This window comes from Amorphoplanes digitatis (assembly GCF_014205335.1).
Taxonomy (GTDB): Bacteria; Actinomycetota; Actinomycetes; order Mycobacteriales; family Micromonosporaceae; genus Actinoplanes; species Actinoplanes digitatus.
Map to the genome: position 1 here is coordinate 6375999 of NZ_JACHNH010000001.1, position 12631 is coordinate 6388629.

Sequence of the window (12631 nt, forward strand, 5' to 3'; positions counted from 1 at the left end):
TCGGCAGCGTCATGTCGGGTCTGCTTCGATGGCCTGGAGCCGATCGAGGAGTAGCGCCTCGATGTCGGTGTCGCTCAGCGTCTCGACGTCGAGGACCGGCGCGGCGGGCCCGGTGTCCACGGTGGCGGTGTCCAGCGCCATCCCCATTCGCTCGGCGAGGAACGGGACGAGCGCGTCGATGGTCGGGAAGCGCCAGGCGAGTGTGGCCGGCAGGGCGACCTCGACGGCGCTCTCCAGCAACTTCTTGAGCTCCAGCGAGAGCAGCGAGTCGAAGCCCATGCTGTCGAACGGCGCGGTCGCATCGACGCGGGCCGGGTCGAGCTTCAGTACCCGGCCGATCTCCACCCGGCAGCGGTCGACGAGCAGCTCCCGGCGGCGCCGCCCTGGCTCGACAGCCAGCAGCGCACGGCGCAGCTCGCCCGGCCGGGCCCCGTCGGTGATCGGGCACGGACCGTCCTGCCGGAGGGCGTGCTGCGCCTCGGGCAGGGAGTACAGCAGGGGCCGGGCACGCGCCGCGGAGTAGGCGGGGGCGAAGAGCGACCAGTCCATGTCGGCCACGAGGATCGTGGTCTCCTCGCGGCTCAACGCGCGGCCAAGCGCGGCCAGGGCCGGGCCGGCCGTCATGAGCCGTAGGCCACGACGCTCGAGCTCACCCTGGTGCGTGTCGTGTGCTTGTCCGGCCCAGGGGCCCCACTGCACCGAGGTGGCCGGCAGCCCCAGGCCGCGGCGGTGCTCGGCGAGCGCGTCGAGGAAGGCGTTGGCGGCGGAGTATGCGCACTGGTGGCCGCTCCCCCATACGCCCGTGACGGAGGAGAAGAGCACGAAGGCGTCGAGGCGGCCGGGGAGCAGCTCGTGCAGGTTCATTGCGCCCGCGTCCTTGCCGGACACGACCTGGGCAAGCTCGGAGGTGGTGGTCGTGGCGAGCGGCTTGACCAGCGAGACGTCGCCCGCGACGTGGAAGACGGCTCGGACCGGGGTGCCGTCCGCGTCGAGCCGCCCGAGCAGCGCGGTGAGCGCATCCGGGTCGGCCGCGTCGCAGGCGGCCAGGGTGACGCGTGCGCCGAGTGCGGTCAGCTCGGCCTCGAGGCCGGCGGCGCCGGGGGCGGCCGGGCCACGCCGGGTGGCGAGCACGAGATGGTCGGCGCCACGCCGTGCGAGCCAACGCGCCAGGTGGGTGCCCAGGGCGCCGGTGCCGCCGGTGACCAGCACCGTCCCATGAGGCTGGTAGGTGGGCGGCAGGGAGTCGTCGGGAGCCGCCCGCACCAGCCGCCGGGCGAGGAGTCCGGCCGGGCGTACCGCCAGCTGGTCCTCCTCCTGTGGGCCACTCAGAGCCACGGCGAGGCGCTCGACCGTGCCCGCGTCGAGCGAGCCGCCGACGTCGATGAGGCCTCCCCAACGATCCGGGTGTTCCAGGCCAACCACGCGACCCAGCCCCCAGACGAGCGCCTGCAGCGGATGCGCGGGCGGGTCCGCCGGGCCCGTGGACACGGCGCCGCGAGTGACGAGCCACAACGGCGCGCCCACCTCGGCGTCGCCCAGGGCTTGCGCGAGCGCCATGGTCTGCGCCGTCCCACGCGTCAGGCCGGGCTGACCGGGCAACGGCGTCTGGTCGAGGGCGAGGAGCGAGACGACGCCGCGGACGGTGGTCCCATGCCCGGCCGACCGGCGCAGCTCAGCGACGATGGCTGCACGGTCGGCGTCCGCGGCGCAGACATCGACCACGACGCCGCCCTGTGCGACGAGCGCGGCACGTACCCCGCCTGCGAGCTCGTCCTCGGCCGGGCTGTCCGGGGTCACGAGGAGCCACGTGCCTGCCAGCGACGGCGCGGCCGGCGCGGGCAGCGGAGTCCAGGTGACCCGGTAGCGCCAGGCGTCGGCGGTGTCCTGGTCGCGGCTGTCCCGGCGCCAGTCCGAGAGGGCAGGCAGCACAGTGGCGAGGGCGGCGCGCTGGGCCGCGCCGGTCAGCCCCAGTACCGTGCCCAGCGCCTCGAGGTCGCCGTGCTCGATCGCCTGCCAGAGCACATCCTCGACGGCGGAGCGCGGCGGCGGCGCCACCTCGGCGTCGTTGTCGTCAAGCCAGCAGCGCTCACGCTGCCACGGGTACGCGGGAAGGCGCACCACGGGCGGGACGGTGCCGTAGAGGCGCGTCCAGTCGACGGGGTAGCCGGCGCAGTACAGCCGGCCGAGTTCGCCGAGCAGGGCGACGTGGCCGGACTGGTCGCGGTGCAGCGACGCCGCTACCGTGCCTTGAGGCCCGCGTGCCTCGAGCTTGCCGGCGAGCACGCCGCCGAGCATGGGGTGGCCGGAGATCTCGACGAAGGCGTCGTATCCGTCGTCGAGCAGGGTGTCGACGGCACGGTCCAACAGCACTGGCCGGCGCAGGTTCGTCGCCCAGTACTCGGCGTCGGGGCCGGCGCCGCCGATCGGCCGCCCGGTGACGGTGGAGACCATGGTGAGTGCCGGCGGCCGCGGCGTGAGGCCGGCCAAAGCGTCGCGGAGCAGGGGCTGCAGCGGCTCCATCTGAGGACTGTGCGAGGCGTAGTCGACAGACTCGAGGACGCCGCAGAAGATGCCTTCGGCGTCGAGTTCGACGGCGAGGTGTTCCACCGCGGCTACCTCGCCGGAGATGACCGTCGAGGCCGGCCCGTTGCTGGCGGCGATCGAGACCAGCCCGTCGTCGAGTCGCTGCAGGACTGTCTGCGTCTCGTCGAAGGAGAGCCCGACGACAGCCATCTTCCCCTTGCCGATCACCGTGCGGATCACCCGGCCGCGGTGCAGGGCGACCAGCAGGGCGTCGTCGAGATCGAGCGCGCCGCTGACGTGGGCGGCGGCGATCTCACCCACGCTGTGGCCAACCACCGCGGCCGGCTCGACGCCCCGGGACCGCCACAGGGCGGCGAGCGCGATCTGCAGGGCGCAGGTGGCCGGCTGCACGACGCCGGGGTCGGCGAGCCGGGAACGTTCCGGCGCCATGGTGAGCTGCTCGATGAGCGACCAGTCGACGTGGCGTCGCAGCGAGGCGTCGCAGCGCTCCAGCATCTCGCGGAACACCGGCTCCTGGTCGAGCAGATCGGCAGCCAAGGGCCACCAGCGTGGCCCTTGGCCGGAGAAGACGAAGGCCACACGGCAGTGGCGGCCTACGCGCCGGTCTCCCCGCATCAGCCCCGGGCGTTCTCCACCGCGGGCGAAGGCGGCGAGGGTGTCGCTCAGCTCGGCGGCGGTTCGGCCTACGCAGGCCATCCGCTCCGCGTGATGGGTACGGCGTACCGCGGCGGCGGCACAGTGCTGTGCCACGAAGGCCTCGGCGCCGGGTTCTGCCAGCTGAGTCGCGTGCCGGGCGGCGAGCTCACGCAGCGCAGCCTCGGTGGGGGCGGAGATGGCCAGCAGATGGGTCCGGCCGTCGGTGGTCCGCTGCGACGGGACGCGCGGCGGGGGTTCCTCGAGCACCAGGTGGGCGTTGGTTCCGCCGAACCCGAAGGCGCTGACCCCGGCCAGGGCCGGGCCGTCCCCGGCCGGCCAGGGCTGGTCGGCGTCGGCGACGCGCAGCGCCAGTTCCTCGAAGGCGATGTGCGGGTTGGGCTCGCGGAAATGCAGGCTCGCGGGGATGCGGCGGTGGCGCAGCATCAGGGCTACCTTGATCAGGCCTGCGATGCCCGCCGCGGCCTCGAGGTGGCCGAGGTTCGACTTGGCCGACCCCACGAGGCAGGGGTTCGCGCGGTCGCGGCGTGCCGAGACCACGGCGGCGAGGGCCTTGGCCTCGATGGGATCGCCGAGCAGCGTGCCGGTGCCGTGTGCCTCGACGTAGTGCACGTCTTCGGGCGTGACAGCCGCCCGGTCGTAGGCGGTGCGCAGGACCGCCTCCTGGGCGCGCGGGTTGGGGGCCATGAGTCCGTTGGTCCGGCCGTCCTGGTTGACCGCGCCGCCGCGGATGACGGCGTAGACGGCGTCACCGTCGCGCAGCGCCCGGGAGAGCGGCTTCAGCACCACCATCCCGGCGCCCTCGGCCCGCACGTATCCGTCGGCTCGGGAGTCGAACGACTTGCAGCGCCCGTCGAGGGCCATGGCCCCGGCCTTGGCGAAGTTGATCGCGAGCGCGGGCGAGAGGATGAGGTTCACGCCGCCGGCGAGGGCGATCGTGCAGTCGCCCTGTGCGATGCTCGTGCAGGCCTGCTGGACGGCGACCAGGGAGGATGAGCACGCCGTGTCGATGGCCAGGCTCGGCCCGTGCAGGTCGAACAGGTAGGAGAGGCGGTTCGCGGCGATGCTGAGCGCGTTACCGGTGCCGGTGTACGCGTCGATCTGGTTGAGCCGCTGGAACTGCAGGTGTCCGTAGTCGTTGGTGGCGATGCCGATGAAGACGCCGGTGGGCGAGCCGGCCAGCTGTTCCGGCACGATCCCCGCGTCCTCCAATGCCTCCCACGCGACCTCCGCCAGCAGGCGCTGTTGCGGGTCCATGCTCGAGGCTTCGCGCGGGGAGATGCCGAAGAAGGCCGGATCGAAGCGGTCGACGCCATGCAGGAACCCGCCCCACCGGGTGGTGGTCTTCCCGGGTGCGGCCGGGTCGTCGTCGGCGAAGTCCTGGAACTTCCACCGGTCGGCGGGCACCTCCGTCACCGCGTCCGTGCCCTCGCGGAGCAGGCGCCAGTACTCGTGCGGTCCGTCGGCGCCGCCGGGGAACCGGCAGCCGATCCCGATGATGGCGATCGGGTCGGAGCCCTCCACGCGCAGGGCGGACGCGGGCGCGGGCTCGTCGGCACCGTCGGCGGTCAGGAAGGCCGCCAGAGCCTCGACGGTCGGGTACTCCCACGCGAGGGTGGCCGGCAGCGTGCGGCCCAGCCGACGCTCGAGATCGCCGATCAGCCCCACGAGCTCCAGCGATTGCAGGCCGTAGCTCGCGAACGGACGCCGGGGGTCGAGGCGCTCGGGGGCGACATGCAGGCGTGCCGCGATCTCCTGGAGAAGCTGTGCCTCCAGTGCGACCCGGGCGGCGAAGGCTGGAAGCCGCACCTCGGACGGCGTTGTTTCCGGGACGAGCGCTTCGACGTCCGCGTTCCAGCCCGCTACCACGCGAAGGGAGCCGGCCAGATAGGCCTCCTTGCAGGCATGGCGTTGCAGCTTGCCGCTCGAGGTCTTCGGGATGCTCCCCGGCTTGACCAGCAGCACCTCGTGCACCTGCAGCCCGTGGTCCGCCGCGACCGCCGTCCGGATAGCGGAGAGGATCGCCTCGGTGTCGAGACGGGCGGCGTTGACGGTCACCGCTTGGACCACGACGAGCCGCTCCGCGTCGCCGGTGTCGACCGAGAAGGCGATGCCGGCGCCACGGCGCAGCGCGGGATGCGTCGTCTCGACCGTGGCTTCGAGGTCCTGCGGATAGTGGTTCTTGCCCGCGATGATGATGAGGTCCTTGATCCGGCCGGTGACGTACAGCTCCTCGCCGTCCAGGAAGCCCAGGTCGCCGGTGCGCAGGAACGGCCCGTCGCCGTCGGCGAGCCGCGCCGCCAGCTGCGCCGCGCTGTCCTCCGGACGGCCCCAGAACGACCGCGCGATGCTGGGACCGGCGACCCAGATCTCGCCCACGCGTCCGCCCGGCAGCGGGGTACACGTCTCGGGGGCGACCACCACGAGCCGGTGCCCGGGGATGATCCGGCCGCAGCCGACCAGGGTCCGGGCGTCGTCCCCCGGCTCGGCGGGCTCGACGCGGTGCTGCGCGAGTGCGGCGGCACGGACCCGCAGCATGGGCGGTTCGGTGGTGCGCCCGCCGCCGGCGATGAGCAGTGAGGCCTCGGCCATCCCGTAGCAGGGGTAGAACGCGGAGCGGCGGAACCCGTTAGGCGCGAAAGACCGCGCGAACCGCTCCATTGTCTCGGCACGAACCGGCTCGGCGCCGGTGAAGGCCACCTGCCAGGCACTCAGGTCGAGACCGGCGCGCTCCTGCTCGGAGATCTTCGATACACAGAGGTCGAAGGCGAAGTTGGGTCCCCCGCTGTGGGTGGCCCGGAAGTCCGAGACGGCGCGCAGCCAGCGAGCGGGCCGTTTCAGGAAGGCGAGCGGCGACATGAACGTCACCGGGTAGCCGCGGTAGGCAGGCAGCAGGAGACCACCGATGAGTCCCATGTCATGGTACGGCGGCAGCCAGATAACACTGCTCGGCTCGTTGCCGCCTCTTTCCAGCATGTGGTGGTCGATCGCCGACAGGTTGGCGAGCAGGTTGGCGTGACTGAGCATCACGCCCTTGGGACGGCCCGTGGAGCCGGAGGTGTACTGCAGGAAGGCAAGATCTTCGCTCCGCAGTCCGGGACGGCGCCATTCACTCGCCGCGGCCTCGTCCACTTCGTCGACCGCCAGCCAGGGCAGTTCCCCGATGCCGGGTGCCAGCGCCGCGATCTGCTCGCTCATCGCCATGGCGGAGGCGGGCGCCAGCACCACCGCAGGGGTGGAATCCTCGATCACGCCGAGCAACCGGGGAAGCATCCGCGCGAGTAGGCCCGGATCCGGCGGATAGGCCGGCACCGCGACCACCCCGGCGTAGAGGCAGCCGAAGAAGGCGGCGACGTAGTCGAGGCCAGGTGGGCAGAGGATCAGTGCCCGATCGCCGACGGCCGCCCGCTCGCGCAGCGCGACCGCGATAGCGCGGGCCCTCCGGTCGAGGGCCGTCCCGCTGAGAACCCGCGGCTCATCCTCCCCCTCGCCGAGCAACCGGTAGAACGGCGCGTCAGCGCGCCGTTCGAGGACGTCTCGGAATCGGTCCACTAGCGTCTCGTCCGTACGGATCCCCGTCATTGCTGGCATCTCCATCTTTCGCAGGTGGTACTGGTCGCCGGCGTAACGCCTCACCCGAGCGAGGCGCCCCACCGCTCGGCGCGGGCCAGTTCACCGTCGGCCGGCGGGCCTTCCATCGCATTGACTAGAAAGCTCTCCCGGGCGACCACGTCCACCCCGTGGCGGCGCAGTCGCTTCTCGATGCCCTTAGCCGCGGATCCGGAGAAGAACCCCCTGCCGGTCACCGTGTCGAACGCGGCGCCGCGGCATGTCTGCTTACCGGGCAGGGCGTTGAGCCACTCCGCGACACCGATGGCCGGCGGGTTGCCGCCTTTCGCCTCGGCCTGTCGACGGGTTCCCGGGCCGGGCAGTCCCATGCTGTGGGTGGGCGCGCCGACAAGCAGCAGGTCCACGTGGTCGACTGCCGGCGCGGAGGCAGCATCGGCGACGGTGACCACGGCACCGTGCGATCGCAGGCCGGCGACGATGGCGTCGGCCACCCGTGCGGTGTTGCCGAAGCAGGTTTCAGTGACGACCAGAACATTCATCGTGGCTCCGAATTCGAGAACAGCGACCACTTCTTCGCATGGGCGAGAAACAGCACTCGAAAGGTGCTGTTGATTGACTGGAATGTGCCGGAACCCAGCGAGGAGAACGCGCCGACATTTCTAAGCGCGTTGATATCGAGGCAGATCCTTCAGCAGGAACCACCGCGACGAAGTTCCATCTACAGTGGACCTTGAGGGCTCAAGAGACTTGTCGGTGGCGGACATCTGCAGCCACCAGGGTCTCGAGCGACATCACCACCGTACACCCACATCACAGTTCCCGCCGTCCTGGCAAGAGGCAGGTAGACATTCTCTCCCTGGTGCTGAAATACCGCTCGAAGGCGACAAAGTTGCCGGACCTCGCATCCAGAACGCCACAGGCCTCAGGTTGGCTTGTCTATTTACGCCGATGCTTTATATATGTGCCACTCTGAGGGCATGGATGCGATCAGGGCACAAGGTCTGCGCAAGAGCTTCGGGAACACCCAGGCGCTGGACGGCCTCGACCTCATGGTCGATCAGGGTGAAGTGCACGGCTTCCTCGGGCCGAACGGGGCGGGCAAGAGCACCACGATCCGAGCGCTGCTCGGGCAGCTGAGGCTCAATTCCGGCCGTGCCCAGATCTTCGGGCTGGACTGCTGGAACCAGTCGGTGCAAGCCCACCGGCGGCTCGCCTACGTGCCGGGCGACGTGTCTCTGTGGCCAGGCCTCAGCGGCGGAGCGTGCATCGACATTCTGGGCCGGCTGCAGGGTGGCGCCGATCCGGTCCGGCGGCGCGAGCTCATCGAACGCTTCGAGCTGGACCCGACCAAGCGAACCCGGACCTACTCCAAAGGCAACCGACAGAAGGTCGCACTCGTCGCCGCGCTGAGCACCAACGCCGACCTGTTCCTCTTCGACGAGCCGACCTCGGGCCTGGACCCGCTGATGGAGAACGTGTTCCAGCAGTGCGTCCGCGAGCTCAAGCACAACGGTCACACCGTGTTGCTGAGCAGCCACATCCTCTCCGAGGCGGAGGCCCTGTGCGACCGGGTCAGCATCGTGCGGCGGGGTGTGGTGGTGCGCCACGGCACCCTCGCCGAGCTACGCAGTCACACGCTCACCAGCGTGACGGCGGTGACGGCGAGCCCGGTGCAGGGGCTGCGGGACCTCGACGGTGTCGTCGACCTGCACACCGAGTCCCGGCCGGACGGCGTCCACACCAGCTTCCGCGCGGGACGAGATGCCCTCGGGATCGCCGTCGGCCACGTCGCGGCCGGTGACCCGGCCACGCTGACCGTCGAGCCGCCCAGCCTCGACGAATTGTTCCGCACCAACTTCCAGGCTGACGCCGCCGCGTCGGAGCCGGTCGGCGCACGGTGATGACCGGGTACTGGAGCTGCCTGGTACTGAGCCTTCGCACCGCCCGGCTCCAGGTGATCGGCTGGCCGTTGCTGGTGGCCGCGCTGGTGGCGAGCACCGCCTCCACCCTCGCCGACACCTATCCGCGACAGGCGGACCGGGATGCCTATGCGGCGGCCTCCGAAGCCATGCAGGCCAGCGCGGCCCTGCAGGGGCGGGGGCGGGATCTGAGCACGTTGGGCGGCATGGTCGCCAACGAGATGGGCTACCTCACCCTGATCCTGATCCCCCTGATCGGGTTGCACCTGGCCATCGCGTTCACCCGCAGCGTGGAGGACACCGGGCGCCTCGACATCCTCACGGCCGGCGCCGTCCACCGACTCGCGCCGTCCGCCGCCGGTGTCACCGCCGCGGCTGTTCCCGCCGCCCTGACCGTCGCCTTCAGCACGCTCGCCCTGGTCCTGCTGGGCTACCCCGGCACGGGCTCGCTGCTGTACGCCGGAGGGCTGGGGATGTTCATGGTCGCGTTCACCGCTGCCGGGGCCGTGGCCGCCCAATGCTGCCGGGACGCCCGGACCGCGTACGTGCTCGCCGTCGGCTTCTGGCTGGCGAGCTATCTGACCCGGGCCGTCGTCGACGTGCGCGGCTGGAATGTGACCTGGGTGAATCCGGAGTCCTGGCCGGCCGAGATCCAGCCCTTCTCGGCCGCACCGCCGTGGTGGCCCTGGTTCGCGTTCCTGGCGCTGACCGCTTCCCTGTTCGGCATCGCCGCTCTCGTCGCCGCCCGACGTGACCAAGGTGCCGGCATCATCGCCCCCCGTCCGGGTTCGGCCACAGCGGCGCCGTGGATCCGTTCACCGCTCAGCCTGCTGGTACGCCTGACCCGGGGCGTCGGCGCCGGCTGGATCGTCGCAGCGGGGCTGTTCGCGTTCGCGTTCGGATACCTGACCCAGCAGATGAGTGACCTGACGTCAGCCGCCGGCGGCCAGGCCTCGAACGTCGATGCCACCCTGACCGTCTTCGTGCAGATGAACGCTCTGCTCGCGGCTGCCGCCGGGCTGCAGATCAGCCAATGGCTGGCCCGCGAGGAGACCTCCGGGCGGATCGGCCACATCCTGGCCGCGCCGGTCAGCAGAACGCGGTGGTGGACCTCGGCGACCGTGCTGGTCACCGGCTGGTCCCTGCTGCTGTTGAGCTGCGCCGGTTTGTTCACCGGGCTCGGGCTCACCGCCGGGTTCAACGACTGGAGCTACCTCGGCCGGGGACTCACAGCGACCCTGGCATACAGCCCCGCGGTGATCCTGTTCGCCGGCATCGCCGCGGCTCTGTCGGCGTTGAGCCCGCGGATGGTCGCCCTCGCATGGCTGGCCATCGGCTGGGGAACCATCGTCTGCCTGCGCGCCGACCTGCTGCGCATTCCCGGTTGGGCACGGCACCTGTCCCCGCTGGACTGGATGGGATCGGTGCCCGGCGATGCCTGGGACCGGCCGGCCGCGGCCTTGATGACGGTGCTCGCCGTCGCTCTCGCGGTCACCTCCACGCTCATCTATCGGCGAAGGGACCTCAGCGCGGGCTAGGTCCGTCTCCGGCACGTCGATGGCGTAGTGTCTCGTGGTGTCGCTCGAGACCCCGGTGGCTGATGCCTCGCCATAGCACTCGAGCGAGCGACTCATGGCGATTCTTCACTCCGAGGGCATCGATCCGACCAAGGGCCCGGGTCATGGCCCGCACCTCCCTTCGGCGTCTACTTCGGGTCGTTGGAGCCGTGGCACCTCGACGGGAGAATCCGGCGTTGCCGACCTACGTCCTGGCGGCTCTCTGGCCGGATGGTCGACGTTCCGGTTCCACTTCCCGCTCAGGCGTGGCGGCCTGCGATCTCGATAGAGGTCAGCCTGGTCTGATCGCGGCGGCCGGATCCGCCGTACTCGCCCGCTCAACCGGCTACGAGCACGTGCCAAGTCGATCCCCGGAAGGAAGTTCGATCGCATGGCAACGGACAACAACTGCGCCGTGATCGGCAGCGGCATCTTCGGCATCCAGGCCGTCCGCGAGCTCACGCGCCGAGGGAACTTCGTGGACTGGTACTCATCGGATCCCGAACCGGGTGGAATCTGGCAGGCCACGCCGTGGGGTAAGACCCGCGAAAGCACCGAGCTGGTGAATCCGGGGTGGTGCATCGCCTCCGAACTCAGAATGAAGCCGACTGTGACGGTTCAGGAGTTTCGCGCTCTCCTGAAGTCCTGGTCCGACGAGAACACCGGCCTCCAGCGGAGACGTTTCCTCACCCGCGTCGACAGCGTCGTGGAGTACGACTCACACGTGTGCGTCGCGACCCCCCACGGCGAGACACCGTACGCATTCGTCGTCGTTGCGACGGGTCCCTACGGGCAGCCGCACGTCCCGATCGATCGGACGGGGGACAACTGCTACCACGCCTCCGGCCTGCACGACCTGTCGCGCATTCAACCCCACCAGTCGGTCCTCGTGGTCGGCGGTGGACAGAGCGGGGTAGAGATCTGCGAGGAGATCATCGAGGAACGGCCCGACATCCGGCTGTCGTGGTGCACCGGGCGCAGGGTGAGACTGATAACCCGGCACTCCCCCCTCGCCATGCTTGGGACGTGCGTGCGATATTCCACGAGAGGTGAACCGCCTCGCGGATTCGTGATCACCAAGAGCCCCTCAACGGTCTCAACCCACTGCACGATCATGCCGACCCGTGTCCTCCAGGTCGATGGAGATCGAGTTGAGTTCTCCGGCGGGAGAGTTCAGCAATTCGATCACATCATCGCTGCGACCGGGTACGCGTCACCGGTCCGCCTCGACTTCCCCGCCCCGAATCCGGCCAGGACCAAGGGCATGCGTCTTTCCCCACGCCGTCGAATCGCCGCCCTGAACTACCCCGGCGACGGGTGCGGGGGCGCGTCGATGCGTTGTGCCCGCAAACAGGCGGCTGCGGCTGCCCGGCTCTTCGCGGACTTGGAAAGGGGCTGTTTCGTTGGCTGATCATCAGATCACAGCCCCTCTGGACCCCGACTCGGGCGAAGCGCGGCCGGTAGACGTACTCGCCTACAGCCGTCACCAGGTTCGTCAGGTGCGCGTCTCGCAGGCGGACGCCGCGGACCAGCAGGCGTAGGGTCGTAGTGTCGCCCTGGACCCGGTGGCTGATCCGATGCAGGACTCAACCCGGCTCCGAGGAGATCCACGATGGCGACCGACCCGCTCGGCGGACCGCATGGCGAGTTCTGACCGCAGGATGCAGCTGTGGAGCCTCGTGGTGGATCAGGCACGGGGGTCGCCCGCCGCCGTCGGCCACGTCGGTGCCGTCGTCACCACCGTTGCCGGTGTGGATGCCACCGCCGTCGCCGTGACGCTCGCCGCGTCACCTCGCGAGGTCATCTACGCCGGCGATCAGGTCGCCGACGAGATGGAGGAGCTGGCGACGACTCTCGGCGAGGGACCGGGCGTCGAGGCCCTTACCGACGGTCCCGCGCTGGCCGCCGACCTCAGCGACAGTGCCAGCCAGGCACGGTGGCCCATCTTCGCACCGGCGGCGGTGGCACTCGGCGTGCGAGCCGCGTTCGCCCTGCCCCTGCAGGTCGGCGGCATCCACCTCGGCGTCCTGGACCTCTACCGGAGCGCGCCGGGATCTCTGGATCGGGAGCAGCTCGCGGACGCCTTGCTGTTGGCGGACACCGCCTGCGCGCTGCTGCTCGACGCCGGCACTGTCGCCGCAGACGGCCGCCGCCCCGAGGAAGCCGGACTTCAGCACCCCGAAGTGCATCAGGCAACCGGAATGATCGTCGCCCAGATCGGGGTGAGCGCGGCAGTCGCCCTCGTCCGGCTACGCGCCTACGCGTACGCCCACGATCAGCGGTTGCGCGACGTCGCCGCCAATGTGGTCGCCCGCCGCCTGCGGTTCCCGCACGACACCAGAACTGTCACCGACCCCGGTGGCCACACCGATGCATGACGAAGGTGAG

General features: G+C 70.6%; 6 protein-coding genes. 4 read left to right on the forward strand and 2 right to left on the reverse strand.

Features of this window, described 5'->3' with window-relative positions; all coding sequences use genetic code 11:
• Positions 1-9: 9 nt before the first annotated feature.
• Positions 10-6750: a type I polyketide synthase gene (locus BJ971_RS27790; RefSeq protein WP_203709274.1), complete on the reverse strand. Its 6741-nt coding sequence runs from the start codon at positions 6748-6750 to the stop codon at positions 10-12.
• An 80-nt stretch (positions 6751-6830) separates the two neighbouring features.
• Positions 6831-7337: a flavodoxin family protein gene (locus BJ971_RS27795; RefSeq protein ID WP_239087428.1), complete on the reverse strand. Its 507-nt coding sequence runs from the start codon at positions 7335-7337 to the stop codon at positions 6831-6833.
• A gap of 408 nt (positions 7338-7745) precedes the next feature.
• Here BJ971_RS27795 and BJ971_RS27800 point away from each other — a divergent pair, with 408 nt between their 5' ends.
• The 4 genes from BJ971_RS27800 (at position 7746) to BJ971_RS27815 (ending at position 12621) form a co-directional block, all read left to right on the forward strand.
• The gene (locus BJ971_RS27800; protein ID WP_184996145.1) at positions 7746-8669 is read left to right on the forward strand and encodes an ABC transporter ATP-binding protein; all 924 of its coding nucleotides are present in this window, start codon (positions 7746-7748) and stop codon (positions 8667-8669) included.
• Positions 8669-10225, forward strand: a complete 1557-nt coding sequence (locus BJ971_RS27805) for an ABC transporter permease (RefSeq protein ID WP_184996146.1) — start codon at positions 8669-8671, stop codon at positions 10223-10225. Before BJ971_RS27800 ends, BJ971_RS27805 begins: the two co-directional genes overlap by 1 nt.
• 409 nt (positions 10226-10634) lie before the next feature.
• A complete protein-coding gene (locus tag BJ971_RS27810) occupies positions 10635-11654 on the forward strand; it encodes an NAD(P)-binding domain-containing protein (protein ID WP_184996147.1) in 1020 nt (339 codons plus the stop codon).
• Positions 11655-11925: 271 nt separating this feature from the next.
• Positions 11926-12621 (forward strand): ANTAR domain-containing protein, encoded by a 696-nt coding sequence (locus BJ971_RS27815; RefSeq protein WP_184996148.1) that lies wholly within the window; start codon positions 11926-11928, stop codon positions 12619-12621.
• Positions 12622-12631 lie beyond the last annotated feature (10 nt).